The sequence below is a fragment of the Pseudomonas sp. genome (assembly GCF_051660785.1).
In the GTDB taxonomy this organism is placed as follows: Bacteria; Pseudomonadota; Gammaproteobacteria; order Pseudomonadales; family Pseudomonadaceae; genus Aquipseudomonas.
The window spans coordinates 23,804-39,781 of record NZ_JBOFQE010000052.1 but is presented as its reverse complement, the minus strand read 5'-3'; the positions used below and the strand labels follow the sequence as shown (position 1 = coordinate 39,781).

The 15,978-nt window shown below is 60.2% G+C and carries 12 protein-coding genes; 10 read left to right on the top strand and 2 right to left on the bottom strand.

Annotated elements, in window-relative coordinates:
- The first annotated feature begins 23 nt into the window (after window positions 1-23).
- The 10 genes from ACRC4F_RS12230 to ACRC4F_RS12185 all read left to right on the top strand — a co-directional run bounded on the left by ACRC4F_RS12230 (window position 24) and on the right by ACRC4F_RS12185 (window position 13,020).
- Window positions 24-1,403 carry an N-acetylmuramoyl-L-alanine amidase gene (locus ACRC4F_RS12230; protein WP_438659562.1) on the top strand — a complete coding sequence of 460 codons (1,380 nt, stop codon included), beginning with the start codon at window positions 24-26 and terminating at the stop codon, window positions 1,401-1,403.
- Window positions 1,400-3,310 (top strand): DNA mismatch repair endonuclease MutL, encoded by a 1,911-nt coding sequence (gene mutL, locus ACRC4F_RS12225; RefSeq protein ID WP_438659533.1) that lies wholly within the window; start codon window positions 1,400-1,402, stop codon window positions 3,308-3,310. The genes ACRC4F_RS12230 and mutL overlap by 4 nt, the downstream gene beginning before the upstream one ends.
- The gene (miaA, locus tag ACRC4F_RS12220; RefSeq protein ID WP_438659561.1) at window positions 3,310-4,281 is read left to right on the top strand and encodes a tRNA (adenosine(37)-N6)-dimethylallyltransferase MiaA; all 972 of its coding nucleotides are present in this window, start codon (window positions 3,310-3,312) and stop codon (window positions 4,279-4,281) included. The genes mutL and miaA overlap by 1 nt, the downstream gene beginning before the upstream one ends.
- A gap of 94 nt (window positions 4,282-4,375) precedes the next feature.
- Entirely contained in the window at window positions 4,376-4,636 is a 261-nt protein-coding gene (hfq, locus tag ACRC4F_RS12215) for an RNA chaperone Hfq (RefSeq protein ID WP_007902656.1), read from the top strand.
- A gap of 12 nt (window positions 4,637-4,648) precedes the next feature.
- Window positions 4,649-5,950: a ribosome rescue GTPase HflX gene (gene hflX / locus ACRC4F_RS12210; RefSeq protein ID WP_438659532.1), complete on the top strand. Its 1,302-nt coding sequence runs from the start codon at window positions 4,649-4,651 to the stop codon at window positions 5,948-5,950.
- A gap of 96 nt (window positions 5,951-6,046) precedes the next feature.
- On the top strand, window positions 6,047-7,219 hold the full coding sequence (gene hflK, locus ACRC4F_RS12205) for an FtsH protease activity modulator HflK (protein ID WP_438659531.1): 1,173 nt from the start codon (window positions 6,047-6,049) through the stop codon (window positions 7,217-7,219).
- Window positions 7,219-8,088: a protease modulator HflC gene (hflC, locus tag ACRC4F_RS12200; RefSeq protein ID WP_438659530.1), complete on the top strand. Its 870-nt coding sequence runs from the start codon at window positions 7,219-7,221 to the stop codon at window positions 8,086-8,088. The genes hflK and hflC overlap by 1 nt, the downstream gene beginning before the upstream one ends.
- 315 nt (window positions 8,089-8,403) lie before the next feature.
- A complete protein-coding gene (locus tag ACRC4F_RS12195; RefSeq protein ID WP_438659529.1) occupies window positions 8,404-9,591 on the top strand; it encodes an ATP phosphoribosyltransferase regulatory subunit in 1,188 nt (395 codons plus the stop codon).
- A 54-nt stretch (window positions 9,592-9,645) separates the two neighbouring features.
- Window positions 9,646-10,935, top strand: coding sequence for an adenylosuccinate synthase (locus ACRC4F_RS12190; protein ID WP_438659528.1), 1,290 nt, complete (start codon window positions 9,646-9,648; stop codon window positions 10,933-10,935).
- Window positions 10,936-11,085: 150 nt separating this feature from the next.
- On the top strand, window positions 11,086-13,020 hold the full coding sequence (locus ACRC4F_RS12185) for a methyl-accepting chemotaxis protein (RefSeq protein ID WP_438659527.1): 1,935 nt from the start codon (window positions 11,086-11,088) through the stop codon (window positions 13,018-13,020).
- Window positions 13,021-13,112: 92 nt separating this feature from the next.
- Here the strand turns inward: ACRC4F_RS12185 and ACRC4F_RS12180 are convergent, their stop codons facing one another.
- Together ACRC4F_RS12180 and ACRC4F_RS12175 are read right to left on the bottom strand one after the other, a co-directional pair.
- Complete coding sequence (locus tag ACRC4F_RS12180; protein ID WP_438659526.1) at window positions 13,113-14,678, bottom strand: ABC transporter permease; 1,566 nt, start codon at window positions 14,676-14,678, stop codon at window positions 13,113-13,115.
- Window positions 14,678-15,688 (bottom strand): extracellular solute-binding protein, encoded by a 1,011-nt coding sequence (locus ACRC4F_RS12175; protein WP_438659525.1) that lies wholly within the window; start codon window positions 15,686-15,688, stop codon window positions 14,678-14,680. Before ACRC4F_RS12175 ends, ACRC4F_RS12180 begins: the two co-directional genes overlap by 1 nt.
- Between the last annotated feature and the right edge of the window lie 290 nt (window positions 15,689-15,978).

Sequence of the window (15,978 nt, the reverse complement as noted above, 5' to 3'; positions counted from 1 at the left end):
GCGCAATGGTAGCTGCCGTAGGGATGTTGTTTTTGGCGGTGACCGTCGACGCTGTGGCCGAGACAAAGGTCAACAGCGTTCGCCTGTGGCGGGCGCCGGACAACACACGGTTGGTGTTTGATTTGACCGGGCCGGTGCAGCACAGCGTGTTCACCCTGACCGCCCCGGATCGGCTGGTGATCGACATCAATGGCGCCACGCTCGGCGCACCGCTGAACGTCAACAGCGCCAATAGCCCAATCACCGCCATGCGCTCGGCCCAACGCACGCCGACTGATCTGCGGGTGGTCATCGACCTGAAAAAAGCCGTCACACCCAAAAGCTTTACCCTGGCGCCAAACGCCCAGTACGGCAATCGCCTGGTGGTCGACTTGTTCGATAATCCCGCCGATGCCGCGCCAATACCGGCGCCGACCAACGTTGCGACGGTCGCGCCGGTGCCGGTCACCCCGGTCGATCCACCAGTCAAGCTGCCGCCAGCACCGGCCGGCAAGCGCGACATCATCGTGGTGATCGACGCCGGCCACGGCGGCGAAGACCCGGGCGCCTCGGGCTCTCGCGGTCAGCGCGAGAAAGATGTGGTGCTGGCTATCGCCCGCGAATTGCAGCGCCAGGTCAACGGCATGAAAGGCTTCCGCGCCGAACTGACCCGTACCGGCGACTACTTCATTCCATTGCGCGGCCGTACCGAGATCGCCCGCAAAAAAGGCGCTGACCTGTTCGTCTCGATCCACGCCGACGCCGCCCCTTCGGCCGCTGCCTTCGGTGCGTCGGTTTTCGCCCTGTCTGACCGCGGCGCCACCTCGGAGACGGCCCGCTGGCTGGCCGACAGCGAAAACCGTTCCGACTTGATCGGCGGTGCCGGCAACGTCAGCCTCGACGACAAAGACCGCATGCTCGCGGGCGTGCTCCTCGACTTGTCGATGACCGCTTCCCTGACCTCCAGTCTGAACGTCGGCCAAAAAGTCTTGAGCAACATCGGACGCGTCACGCCGCTGCACAAACAGCGTGTGGAACAGGCCGGGTTCATGGTGCTGAAATCGCCGGACATCCCGTCGATCCTGGTGGAAACCGGGTTCATCTCCAACGCCAACGAAGCCTCCAAGCTGGCTGCGGCGAACCACCAGCAGGCGCTGGCGCGTTCGATCAGCAGCGGCGTGCGTCAGTTTTTTCAGCAGAATCCACCGCCGGGCACCTACATTGCCTGGCTGCGTGATTCCGGTGGGATCGCCCAAGGCCCGCGTGACCATCGGGTGAGCCCCGGCGAGACGCTGGCGATGATTGCCGTGCGATATCAGGTGTCTGCGGCCACGCTGCGCAGCGCTAACAAACTGTCGAATGATGAGCTCAAGGTCGGTCAGCACTTGACCATTCCCGGCACCGAACTGGCGTCCAAAGAATGAACCAGGTGCTGACCAACACGGCTCGCATCGAGCTGCTCAGCCCGCGACTGGCGAACCAGATTGCCGCCGGAGAGGTGGTTGAACGCCCGGCCTCGGTGATCAAGGAATTGCTGGAGAACAGCCTCGACTCCGGCGCCCGGCGCATCGATGTCGATGTGGAGCTGGGCGGCGTCAAGCTGCTGCGGGTGCGTGATGACGGCAGCGGCATTTCTGCCGATGATTTGCCGCTAGCCCTGGCACGACACGCCACCAGCAAGATCCGCAACCTCGAAGACCTCGAGCAGGTCATGAGCCTCGGGTTTCGCGGTGAAGCCCTCGCCTCGATCAGCTCCGTGGCGCGTTTGACCCTGACGTCCCGCACCAAGGATGCCGATCAGGCCTGGCAGGTCGAGACCGAAGGCCGGGACATGGCGCCTCGCGTTCAGCCCGCAGCCCACCCGGTGGGCACTTCGGTTGAAGTGCGCGACCTGTTCTTCAACACCCCGGCACGGCGCAAATTCCTCAAGACCGAAAAAACCGAATTCGATCACCTGCAAGAAGTGATCAAGCGTCTGGCGTTGGCGCGTTTCGACGTGGCGTTCCATCTGCGTCACAACGGCAAAACCATCCTCAGCCTGCACGAAGCCCATGACGACGCGGCTCGTGCCCGGCGTGTGGCGGCGATTTGCGGTGCGGGTTTCCTTGAGCAGGCGCTGCCGATCGAAATCGAGCGCAACGGCCTGCATTTGTGGGGTTGGGTAGGTTTGCCGACGTTTAACCGCAGTCAGGCGGACTTGCAGTATTTCTTTGTGAACGGCCGGGCCGTGCGCGACAAATTGGTGGCCCACGCGGTGCGCCAGGCGTATCGCGACGTGCTGTTCAATGGTCGGCACCCGACGTTCGTGCTGTTTTTCGAGGTCGATCCGGCCGGTGTCGACGTCAACGTGCACCCGACCAAGCACGAAGTGCGCTTCCGTGACGGGCGCATGGTTCACGATTTCCTCTACGGCACCTTGCACCGCGCCTTGGGCGATGTGCGTCCGGGTGATCATCTGGCGGCGCCGGTGGTGACAGCGATCGTTCGGCCGAGCGGTATCGATGCGGGCGAGTTCGGCCCGCAGGGTGAAATGCGTCTGGCGGCCAACGCGTTGCTGGAGCAGCCGCAGGCACAGCCGTCGTTCAACACGCCGGCAGGCTCGGGCGCTGGCGCGGGTTATCAGTATCAATACACGCCGCGTCCTCAGTCCGGCGTGCCGGCGGCTGAGGCTCAGGCTGCGTACAAGGAGTTTTTTGCGCCGCTGCCAGAAGCCAACGCTGCTTCACTTCCAGCCGGGCAAGACGATATTCCACCGCTGGGTTACGCCTTGGCGCAGCTCAAAGGCATCTACATTCTTTCGGAAAACGCTCAGGGCCTGGTGCTGGTGGACATGCACGCCGCCCACGAGCGGATCATGTACGAGCGCTTGAAGATCGCCATGGCCAGCGAAGGCCTGAGCGGACAGCCGCTACTGGTTCCGGAATCGTTGGCAGTGAGTGAGCGCGAAGGCGATTGCGCTGAAGAGAACGTCGCATGGTTCCAGCGTCTGGGCTTTGAACTGCAGCGTCTCGGTCCGGAAACACTGGCGATCCGGCAGATTCCGGCGCTGCTCAAGCAAGCCGAAGCCAACCGCTTGGTCAGCGATGTTCTGGCCGATCTGATGGAATACGGCACCAGTGACCGCATCCAGGCGCATCTCAACGAACTCCTCGGCACCATGGCCTGCCACGGCGCGATTCGGGCGAATCGGCGTCTGGCGCTGCCGGAAATGAACGGTTTGCTGCGCGACATGGAAAACACCGAGCGCAGCGGTCAATGCAACCATGGCCGACCGACCTGGACCCAGCTGGGTCTGGACGATCTGGACAAACTGTTCTTGCGCGGTCGCTGATGAGCCAGCTCCCACCTGCGATTTTCCTGATGGGCCCGACCGCAGCGGGCAAGACGGATCTGGCCATCGAACTGACCAAAGTCCTTCCTTGCGAGCTGATCAGCGTTGACTCGGCGCTGGTTTACCGCGGCATGGACATCGGCACCGCCAAACCATCGAAAGAGATCCTGGCCGAGTTTCCGCACCGGCTGATCGATATTCTTGACCCGGCGGAGAGCTATTCGGCCGCCGATTTCCGTCGCGATGCGCTGGAAGCCATGGCCGAGATCACTTCGCGAGGCAAAATTCCGCTGCTTGTAGGCGGCACGATGCTCTACTACAAGGCTTTGGTCGACGGGCTGGCAGAAATGCCGGCGGCCGATCCCGACGTTCGTGCGCAGATCGAAGAAGAGGCTGCGCGCCTTGGCTGGCAAGCCCTGCACGAACAATTGGCGCTGATTGATCCGGTCTCTGCGGCGCGGATTCATCCGAACGATCCGCAGCGACTCAGTCGAGCGCTGGAAGTTTATCGCGTCAGCGGTCAGAGCATGACCGAGCTGCGACTGAGACAAAGTGCGCAAAGTACTGAAGCAGCCGCTTCGGGACTGCAACAATTGCCCTATACTGTCGCGAACTTGGCCATTGCTCCGGCAAATCGCCAGGTATTGCACGAACGAATTAAACAAAGATTCACACTTATGTTGGAACAGGGATTCATAGACGAGGTCGTAGCCCTGCGTAAACGCAGTGACCTGCATTCAGGGTTGCCGTCTATACGTGCGGTAGGCTACCGACAAGTCTGGGACTACCTGGATGGCAAGCTGACACAAGCCGAGATGCAGGAGCGTGGAATCATTGCCACGCGCCAATTGGCAAAACGTCAGTTCACCTGGCTGCGCAGTTGGGCTGATTTACACTGGCTGGACAGCCTGGATTGCGACAATCTGCCGCGCGCCTTGAAATACCTTGGGACCATCTCCATATTGAGCTGAGTCCTTGCAATTGCCGTCTATCCTTGGGGGTGTGACGGCCACAAGCCATCTGTTTACCTATTTTTTATATTGAATCCTTAAAGGAGTGCGGCACATGTCAAAAGGGCATTCGCTACAAGACCCTTACTTGAATACTTTACGTAAAGAGAAAGTTGGGGTGTCCATCTACCTGGTCAACGGGATCAAACTGCAAGGTACGATCGAGTCTTTCGACCAGTTCGTTATCCTGCTGAAAAACACCGTCAGCCAGATGGTTTACAAACACGCTATCTCTACAGTGGTGCCGGTTCGTCCAATTCGTCTGCCTAGCGCAACCGAATCCGAAGCAGGTGACGCTGAGCCAGGTAACGCCTGATAGGAGTCTCCTTTGTTCTTTGAGCGCCACGGTGGTGGTGAGCGAGTCATCCTCGTTCACTTGGATGGACAGGACCCTGAGGCGCGCGAAGATCCGCAGGAGTTTCAGGAGTTGGCTAATTCGGCCGGCGCCGAGACCGTTGCGTTTTTTAACGTGCCGCGTCATCGGCCAACCGCCAAGTTTCTGATTGGCAGCGGCAAGGTCGAGGAGCTGCGCGACCTGGTCAAAGCTGAAGAAGCCGATCTGGTGATCTTCAATCACATCCTCACGCCCAGTCAGGAACGTAACCTCGAACGTGTTTTCGAGTGTCGCGTGATCGACCGCACCGGCCTGATTCTCGATATTTTCGCCCAACGCGCCCGTACCCATGAAGGCAAGCTCCAGGTCGAACTGGCCCAGCTTGACCACATGAGCACCCGGCTGGTTCGTGGCTGGACTCACCTTGAGCGTCAAGGTGGCGGTATCGGCATGCGTGGCCCGGGTGAAACCCAGCTGGAAACCGACCGCCGTTTGCTGCGGGTTCGCCTGCGACAGATCAAGGGCCGTCTGGAAAAAGTGCGCAGCCAGCGCGAACAGTCCCGACGTGGCCGTACGCGTGCGGATATCCCTACCGTGTCCTTGGTGGGCTATACCAACGCCGGGAAATCCACGCTCTTCAATAACGTGACGAAATCCGATGTGTACGCGGCTGACCAGTTGTTCGCCACGCTGGATCCGACCTTGCGCCGTCTGGAACTGGACGACCTGGGGCCGATTGTCCTGGCCGACACTGTAGGTTTCATCCGTCACTTGCCCCACAAACTTGTTGAAGCATTTCGGTCTACGCTCGAAGAGTCGAGCAACTCCGACCTGCTGTTGCACGTGATTGATGCGGCCGAACCGGACCGCATGTTGCAGATCGAGCAGGTGATGGTGGTGCTGGGCGAGATCGGTGCCCAGGACTTGCCGATCCTCGAGGTCTATAACAAACTCGATTTGCTTGAAGGCGTTGAGCCACAAATCCAGCGCGATGAAAACGGCAAGCCCCAGCGGGTCTGGTTGTCGGCGCGTGATGGCAGCGGTCTGGAATTGCTTGAGCAAGCCATTGCCGAGTTGTTGGGCGGTGATTTGTTTATCGGTACCTTGCGTCTGCCTCAGCGTTTTGCGCGACTGCGTGCGCAGTTTTTCGAGCTGGGCGCGGTACAGAAAGAAGAACACGACGAAGAAGGTGTCAGCTTGCTGGCCGTCAGATTGCCGCGTTCGGAGCTCAATCGACTGGTCAGCCGTGAAGGCGTTGTGCCGACGGAGTTTATCGAGCAACACACTTTGCAATAAAAGCCTGAGAAAGCGGTTGTGCCGCGGTGACAGGCATTCTGTAGCATTGGTCGGCGCGCCGTGGGTGCGTCTTTGCTTTATCAGATGGAGAGCGCTATGGCTTGGAATGAGCCGGGTGGCAACTCGAATAATCAGGATCCTTGGGGTGGCAAGCGCCGCAATAACGGCGACCGCAAGGGACCACCGGATCTCGACGAGGCCTTCCGAAAGCTGCAGGAAAGCCTGAACGGGTTGTTCGGTGGTGGTAAGAAACGCGGTGATGACGGCGGTGGTCCGGGCAAGAGTGGCGGCTTTGGCGGCCTGCTCGGCATCGGCCTGGTGGTGTTGGCGGCCGTGTGGCTGTACAGCGCGGTTTATGTAGTCGACGAGCAGGAGCAAGCCGTGGTGCTGCGCTTCGGCAAGTACTACGAAACCGTCGGCCCGGGCCTGAACATCTATTTCCCGCCGATCGATCGCAAGTACCTGGAAAACGTCACGCGTGAGCGTGCCTATACCAAGCAGGGTCAAATGCTCACTGAAGACGAGAACATCGTCGAAGTGCCGCTGACCGTGCAGTACAAGATCAGCAACCTGCAGGACTTCGTGCTGAGCGTCGATCAGCCGGAAATCAGCCTGCAGCACGCGACCGAAAGTGCCTTGCGCCATGTGGTGGGTTCCACCGCGATGGATCAGGTGCTGACCGAAGGTCGTGAGTTGATGGCCAGTGAAATCAAGGAGCGTCTGCAACGCTTCATGGATACCTATCGCACCGGTATCACCGTTACCCAGGTCAACGTACAGAGCGCAGCGGCACCGCGTGAAGTGCAGGAAGCCTTCGATGACGTGATCCGTGCCCGTGAAGACGAGCAGCGTTCGCGCAACCAGGCTGAAACCTATGCCAACGGCGTCGTGCCGGAAGCCCGTGGTCAGGCCCAGCGCATCATCGAAGATGCCAACGGCTACCGTGACGAAACCGTCTCGCGCGCCAAAGGTGAGGCCGATCGCTTCACCAAACTGGTGAGCGAGTACCGCAAGGCACCTGAAGTGACCCGTGAGCGTCTGTACCTGGACACCATGCAGGAAGTCTTCAGCAATACCAGCAAGGTTCTCGTGACCGGCAACAAGAATGGCCAGAGCAATCTGCTCTACTTGCCGCTGGACAGGATGGTCGAAAGTGGACGCAACACCAGCACTCCGGTGACCGGTGCGGCAGCCACCAGCAATGAAGCGAATGCGCGTGCAGCCGCTGATCTGCAGCAACAGCAAGCACGTACCAGGGAGAGTCGCTGATGAGCAATAAATCGCTGATCGCCCTTATTGTCGGCGTCGTCGTGGCCATCGCTGCCTGGAACTGCTTCTACATCGTGGCTCAGACCGAGCGCGCGGTGCTGCTGCAGTTCGGTCGTGTGGTCCAGACTGATGTCCAGCCGGGCCTGCATGTGAAAGTGCCTTACGTTAACCAGGTGCGCAAATTCGACGCACGCCTGATGACGCTGGATGCACCGACACAACGCTTTCTGACGCTGGAAAAGAAAGCCGTGATGGTCGATGCCTACGCCAAGTGGCGCGTGAAGGACGCTGAGCGTTACTACACCGCGACTTCCGGTCTTAAGCAGATTGCCGACGAGCGTCTTTCCCGTCGTCTGGAATCGGGCCTGCGTGACCAGTTCGGTAAGCGCACGCTGCACGAAGTGGTGTCCGGTGAGCGCGATGCACTGATGACCGATATCACGGCTTCGCTGAACAAGATGGCGGAAAAAGAGCTGGGCATCGAAGTCGTCGATGTTCGGGTCAAGGCCATCGATCTGCCGAAAGAAGTGAACCGTAGCGTGTTCGAGCGCATGAGCTCCGAGCGTGAGCGTGAAGCTCGCGAACACCGCGCCAAGGGTAACGAGCTGGCAGAAGGCATCCGTGCCGACGCCGACCGTCAACGCCGAGTGTTGCTGGCTGAAGCCTATCGTGAATCCGAAGAGGTTCGCGGTGACGGTGATGCCCAGGCTGCTGCGATCTACTCCAAGGCCTACGGACAGGATCAGGAGTTCTACGGTTTCTACCGTAGCCTGCGTGCCTACCGTGAAAGCTTCGCGAACAAATCCGACGTCATGGTCCTGGACCCAAGCAGCGACTTCTTCCGTTACCTGGAAAAAGCCAAGCCTTGATACGACGTTGACCTGAATCATCCCCCGCCTGGCGGCTAAAGCCTCGGGCGGGGTGATCCTTTGGGAAAACGTGTGTATGATGCGGCAGCCGGGAAATTCCCGGCTTTTTTGCGTCTGCACGTTTGATTGCTGTTTTTAAGCAGGCGCCCGAGTTGAATGACTCGACAGGTTTTTCGAGGAAAGTGATTGGCGAAGCCGGTTTCAGGCTTTTCGCCACGTTGTTTATGCGCGTGGTTTGCACATGAGCCGGTCATTTTCTGCTTCACTCAAGGCTCGCCCAACGGCTGGCCGCCCGGATCATAGGGGAATGGCGTAATGGCAACGGTAGACCGCTGGCTGCTGCCAGATGGCATCGAAGAAGTACTGCCACCAGAGGCGGCGCGCATTGAAGTCGCGCGTCGTCAGGTGTTGGATCTGTTCCAGAGCTGGGGTTACGAGTTTGTCGTGACTCCCCATATCGAGTACCTGGAATCCCTGCTGACCGGCGCGGGCTCGGACCTCGATCTGCGTACCTTCAAGGTCATCGACCCGCAATCGGGTCGGCAGATGGGCTTTCGTGCCGACATCACGCCGCAAGTGGCGCGCATCGATGCGCACACCCTGCGTCGCGAAGGCCCGAGCCGCCTGTGCTATGCCGGCAGCGTGCTGCACGCCCAGCCGCGCGCCTTGTCGTCCTCGCGCAGCCCGATCCAGCTGGGCGCCGAGCTGTACGGCGATGCCAGCCCGAGCAGCGACGTGGAAGTCATCAGCCTGATGCTGGCCATGCTGCAACTGGCCGATGTGCCGGATGTGCACATGGACCTCGGTCATGTCGGCATCTACCGTGGCCTGGCCCGTGCGGCCGGTTTGTCCGGCGAAGTTGAACAACAGTTGTTCGATGCATTGCAACGCAAGGCGATCGACGAGGTCATTACCTTGACCGAAGGCTTGCCTGCCGAGCTGTCGGGCATGCTGCGCGCGTTGGTTGATTTGTGTGGTGGTCGCGAAGTATTGAGCGCTGCCCGCGAGCGTCTGGCGAATGCGCCGGCCCCGGTTCTGGCGGCACTGGACGATTTGCTGGCGATTGCAGAGCGTCTGTCCACGCGTTTCCCGGAATTACCGCTTTACTTCGACCTGGGCGAGTTGCGCGGCTACCACTACCACACCGGTGTGGTGTTCGCGGTGTTCGTACCGGGTGTGGGCCAGTCCATTGCCCAGGGCGGTCGTTACGACGACATCGGCGCCGACTTCGGTCGCGCTCGTCCGGCAACCGGCTTCTCTACCGATTTGAAAACCCTGGTGACCCTGGGGCGTGCTGAGATCGAGCTACCGTCTGGCGGTATCTGGATGCCTGACAGTACGGATGCGGCACTCTGGCAGCAGGTTTGCCAGTTGCGCAGTGAGGGTCAGCGTGTCGTTCAGGCATTGCCTGGACAACCTTTGGCCGCCGCCCGTGAAGCGGACTGCGACCGGCAATTGATTCAGCAGAACGGGCTTTGGCAAGTATCGCCACTGGCTTCTTGAGTTTTCCTGCCGGCTGCCGCCGGCACCAAGTTTGCGCGAATGAGGACAAGTGTTATGGGTAAGAATGTCGTAGTCCTGGGCACCCAATGGGGTGATGAGGGCAAAGGCAAGATCGTTGATCTGCTGACCGAACATGCTGCCGCCGTAGTGCGCTACCAGGGTGGCCACAACGCTGGTCACACTCTGGTGATCGATGGCGAAAAAACCGTCTTGCACCTGATCCCGTCGGGCGTGCTGCGCGAAGGCGTGCAGTGCCTGATCGGCAACGGCGTGGTGGTTGCACCCGACGCTCTGCTGCGGGAAATCATCAAGCTGGAAGAGAAAGGCGTACCGGTGCGTGAGCGCCTGCGTATCAGCCCGTCCTGCCCGCTGATCCTGTCCTTCCACGTTGCGCTGGACCAGGCTCGTGAAAAGGCCCGTGGCGAGCTGAAGATCGGTACGACCGGTCGCGGCATCGGCCCGGCCTACGAAGACAAGGTTGCGCGTCGTGGCCTGCGTGTTGGCGACCTGCTAAACATGCCGCGCTTTGAAGAAAAGCTGCGTGAACTGGTGGATTACCACAACTTCATGCTGGTGGGTTACTACAAAGAGCCGGCCATCGAGTTCGAAAAGACCCTGGCTGAATGCAAAGAATACGCTGAGCTGCTCAAGCCGCTGATGCTGGACGTGACGGCCGAGCTGCACGACCTGCGTCGCGCCGGCAAAGACATCATGTTTGAAGGCGCCCAAGGTTCGTTGCTGGACATCGACCACGGTACCTACCCGTACGTGACCAGCTCTAACACCACCGCTGGTGGCGTTGCTACCGGTTCGGGAGTTGGCCCGATGTTCCTCGACTACATCCTGGGCATCACCAAGGCTTACACCACGCGTGTAGGTTCGGGTCCGTTCCCGACTGAGCTGTTCGACGAAGTCGGTGCGCACCTGGCCAAACAAGGTCACGAGTTCGGTGCGACGACTGGCCGTGCCCGTCGTTGTGGCTGGTTTGACGCTGTTATCCTGCGTCGCGCTATCGATGTGAACAGCATCTCGGGCATCTGCCTGACCAAGCTGGATGTACTCGACGGTCTGGAAAACATCAATATCTGCGTCGGCTACAAAGATGCCGAAGGTAACGATGTTGCTCCGACTGACGCTGACAGCTACGTGGGTCTGCAGCCTGTGTACGAAGAAGTGCCGGGCTGGACCGAGTCGACCGTGGGTGCCAAAGCCCTGGAAGAGCTGCCAGCTAACGCGCGTGCCTACATCAAACGGGTCGAAGAGCTGATCGGTGCGCCGATTGACATTATTTCGACGGGGCCAGACCGCAACGAAACCATCGTTTTGCGTCATCCGTTCGCTTAATAAGTCGTTGATGTAAAAAGCAAAGGGTCCTTGATTGGACCCTTTGTCGTTTATGCCTGCCGAACGGCATGACCTTTGCTGTGATGTTGAATAAAAGCATCGCTTCCAGCGCGCCATCAATTTAATGGCGCCAAAGCAGAGGGATTCCAAGTGTCGGCCGTTCTCTCATTGTTACAAAGCCGTTTGTTGCGGCCTGTGTTCGTTACCCTTGGTATCGCACTTTTGGTGCAGGTGCTGGTGGCTGTCGCCCTGACCCGGAGCACAGTGACTGCGCTTGAAGCCGATTTGGCTGCTCGCCTGGGTGCCGACAGCCAAAAACTGTCTGGCGAACTTGAACAGGCGGGACGTGAAGTCACGTCGAGCCTGGACAGCCTCTCCACCAGCACTCGCCAGCGCCTCACCGCCGGTTTGTCTACGCGATTGAAAGACGAGCAGGTGCAACTGCGTGCAACGTTGGAAAAGGATCTCAAGGATTCGGCCAACGACATGGCGCAGCTGCTGGCCTCGGTCGCCCCGCGCGCCATGTGGGACAGCGACGTCCCGACCCTGTCTGAATTCGCCCGCCGGGCGCAGCGCAATCCCAATGTGTTGTTTGTGGTTTATGACGATGCGACGGGTCAGCACCTGACGCGCTACCTCAACCGCGAAAACCCGATCAACAAGGCATTGCTGGAAAAAGGCCAGGGCGAACGTGCGCTGGACAAGGTGCTGGACGCGGCGAAGAACGATCCGTCGGTCTACTACCTCGAAGCCTCGATCAATCCCAATGGTGTGGAAATCGGCAAGGTCCTGATGGGCGTCTCCACTGCGTCGGTGGAAACCGATCTGGCGGCCCTGGATAAACGTTTTGCGGCGCTGATCGCCAGTGGTGATCAGCTGGTCGGCGACAGCCTCAAAGGCGCGGCCGCCGACAGTGCGACCGCGATGCGGGCGCGTCTGACGTCCGCGCAGGCCACGGCCTCTGAAATGAAAGCCAACACCACCAGCACCGTGCAGGAAGCGGCATCGACGTTGCGCTGGCGCATCGGGATGTTCCTGGCGCTGGTCGGTTGCGGTGTGCTGCTGTTGCTCGCTGTTGTGTTGGGCCGTCGAGTGGTCAATCGCTTGAAATTGCTTATCGCTGCGATGGATGACCTGGCGGCGGGTGAGGGCGACCTGACCAAGCGTGTGCAGATCAACAGCAAAGACGAAATCGGCGACATGGCCGCGGCGGTCAATCGCTTTGTGGATAAGTTGCAGCCGATCGTGCGCGAAGCGGGGGATGTGGCTCAGCGCACTGGCGTGGAAATCGGCGCCATGACCTTGCGCAATGCCGGAGCCGATAAGGCGGCGGGCATGCAGCGCGATGAAGTGGCCGAGAGCCTGCGCGCGTTGTCGCAGATGGCGGATGAAGCGCAGTCGGAAAGCCACGCCATGCAGGCGGCGTTGCAGCAGGTGGTGGACATTCGTTCGGCCACCGATGAAAACACTCGGACCTCGGCAAAAGTCGGCAGCCTGATCGAGGCATTGGCCGGGCAGGTCGATACCGGGTCGAAAGTCATCGAGCGGCTGGCGCAGCAGAGTGAGCAGATTGAAGTGGTGCTGACGGTGATTCACGGAATTGCCGAACAAACCAACCTGCTGGCACTGAACGCTGCCATCGAAGCAGCGCGTGCCGGCGAAACCGGTCGCGGCTTTGCCGTGGTGGCGGACGAAGTGCGGGCGCTGGCCAGCAAGACTCAGAGTTCAACAGGCGACATTCAGGCGCACATCGTGGCCTTGCAGCAAGGTGCGCGTGAGGCGGTGGCAGCGATCGGCCAGGCCGGGCGCCAGGCCAATGAAGGTTTGCTGGTGTTGCGTGATAGCGCGCGGTTGCAGCAGTCGGTGCAGGCGTCGGTCGAGCAGGTGCATGCGGCGATTGGTCTGGCGACGCAAGCAGCGGCGCATCAAGCGCAAGGCGCGCAAGCGGTGCGGGGTCGGGTCGAGACCATTCATGCGCAGGCCGAGAAAGCGGCTCAGGCGGTGGTGGAAACCACGGCCAGCGGCAAGGTGCTGGATGGCTTGGCAGCGCAGTTGAAGGCGAGCCTGGGGCAGTTCAGGGCTTGAAGTGTTGTCTGAGCTACCGCTATCGCGAGCAGGCTCGCTCCCACTTTGGAATGCATTTCCCTGTGGGAGCGAGCCTGCTCGCGATGGCGCTCTTAACGGCTCAAATACATCCGGGTTGTTAACAGGTAGACCGGCAACCCCGACACCAATATCAACAACGCCGCATAAGGCGCCGCCGCCGCAAACTCCACATTCGCGGTATGCGCCCACACCTCAGTCGCCAACGTATTGAGCCCGGTCGGACTCAGCAACAGCGTCGCCGTCAGCTCCTTCATCGCATCCAGAAACACCAGCGCGAACGCCGCACCCAGCGCTGGAAAAATAATAGGCAGCGTCACCCGACAAAACGCGCTGAAAGAGGACGCCCCCAGCGTGCGTGCCGCCTCTTCCAGTTGTGGCGCGGCCTTATTCAGCGCCGTACGAATCGGCGCCTGGGCCAATGGCAAAAACAGCAACGCGTAAGCGATCAGCAGCAACGCCGAAGTCTGGTACAGCGCCGGAACATAGTGCAGGGCGAAATACACCAGTGTCAGCGCAATCACCAGGCCTGGCAGTGCATGCAGCAGATATGGCAAGCGCTCGGCCCAGATCGCCAGTCGGCCTTTATGGCGCACCACCAGCAATCCCACCGGTACCGCCAGCACCAGGCACAGTGCAGCGCCACCCAGCGACAGCGCCAGGGACGACAGCAGCGCCTCGCTGATCGCCGCTACCGGGAATGCTGCCGACGAACCTACCGCCAGCCAGTACGCAAGCATCCCCAGTGGAATGCCGCTGCCGATGATCGCCAGTGCCAGGCAGTAAACCTGTCCGGCGACCGTCCACGGCCCCAGTCGAACCTGCTCCGCGTGCCGCGCAGCGCCTTGGCCTGTGCGCACGTGCCGACCTTTGCCGCGGACTCGCAACTCAAGCCACAACAGCATCAGGCATAGCGCCAGAAGCACTGCCGACAGCATCGCCGCGTTAGCGTTGCTGAATTCCAGTTCGAACTGCTGATAGATCGCAGTGGTGAAGGTTTGCAGGCCGATGATCGACAGGGCGCCGAATTCCACCAGCATGTGCAGGGCGATCAATAGCGAGCCGGCGAGCAGGGACGGCCAAAGCAGCGGGAGGGTAATCCTGAAAAATACGCCAAAGCGATTCTGTCCCAGTGTGCGGGCAGATTCTTCCAGGGAGGGGTCAAGATTGCGCAGCGTCGCCGCGACCGGCAGAAAAATCAGCGGGTACTTCGACAGGGTCATCACCAGGATTGCCCCACCCAAACCTTCGAAATGTGCGCTCAGGGACACCCAGGTAAAACTGCTGACGAACGCTGGCACGGCGAACGGCAGACACAGGATCACGCCCCACACACGCCGTCCCGGTAGATTGCTGCGTTCCAGCAACCAGGCGAGGGACAAGCCGATCACGCCGCAAGCAACTGTCACGCCGACCATTAGCGCCAACGTATTGCGCAGCAGCCCGAACACATAAGGTCGCCATAGCAAATGCAGCGCCTCGGCCCAGCCGGCCTGCCAGGTCTTGAGCCCGACATACACCAGCGGCAAAAGGCTGAGCACCACCAGCAGCAAAACCGGCAGCAGCAGCCAGATCGACGGCCGCTTGCGACGCGGCACGTAACACCCGCGCGAGGCGGGGGCGGATAACGATGCGCTCATCAGTTCAGGCCAACGTCACGTTCCAGGTCCAGGGCTTCTTCGGCGTTGCCGAGGTCGGCCGGGGTGACTTTCGGCGCCTCGAGTTCGCTGAATGGCTTGAGGCCGCGATCCGATTCCATGCCTTTGTGCAGCGGGTATTCGGCGGTGGTCTGGGTGATCACGCGCTGACCTTCTTCGCTAGCCATATAGGCGAGGAATTGCTGGGCTTCTTTTGGATGCTTGCTGGATTTCAGCACGGCGGCGCTGGACACAGTGATCAATCCGCCAACATCCCCGCCGGTGAAATAATGCAGTTTCGAATCAAGCTGGCCTTTTTCGCGCTGCAAGGCGAACCAGTAGTAGTTGTTCACCAGCACGGTGGCGACTTCGCCGTTTTCCACCGCCTTCAGCGCAACCATGTTGTTGCTGTAAGTCTTGCCGAACGCGCGCAGGCCGGTCAGCCATTCTTCGGCCGCATCCATGCCGTGGACTTTGATGATTGCCACGGCCTGTTCCTGGAACGCGCCGCTGGTAGGCACGAAGCCGACCTTGCCTTGCCATTTCGGATCGGAGAATTCCATGACCGACTTGGGCAGGTCTTTTTCATTAATCAGTTTCGGGTTGAACGCGACGACGCGGACTCGGGCAGTGATGCCGATCCAGGTGCCATTACCGGCAACGTAGTCCTTCGGCAGGACGGCGAGGGTGGCGGCATCGGTCTGGGCCAGCAGGCCTTGTTCGCCGAGCTTGTTCAGGGGTGGCGACTCTTCGGTGTAGATCACGTCGGCAGGGGAGCGATCGCCTTCTTCGACGACCTGGCTGGCGAGCTGATTGCTGCTGCCCTTGCGCACGTTGACGTGAATGCCGGTCTTGGCTTCGAAGGCTTTGGCGATGGCATCGCCGACTTCCTTGTGTTGACCGTTGTAGAGAGTCAGGGAAACTGGATCAGCAGCCTGGGTGAGGGGAGTGGCGAGTGCCAGGCCGAGGAGGGTGAAGGTCAGGCCTCGGCGCAGGGTATTTCTGAACATCATTCGCAGGGTTCCTCACTGTCGCATTGCAAAAACTTGAAACAATGATAAACGATATTGTTTCTCAAGTGCGCCTTGCGGGGTTTGGAGGGTTTTGCTAGAGGGTCTAATGCAGGCTTCTGTGGCGAGGGGATTTATCCCCGTTGGGCTGCGAAGCAGCCCCAAAACCTGAATCGACAATATGCCAGGCCCACACACAATGGTTTACGACTGCTGCGCAGTCGAACGGGGATAAATCCCCTCGCCACAAGAAGCTCTTTCATTCGGAAAGGGTGTTGACTTGATTTTTAGGA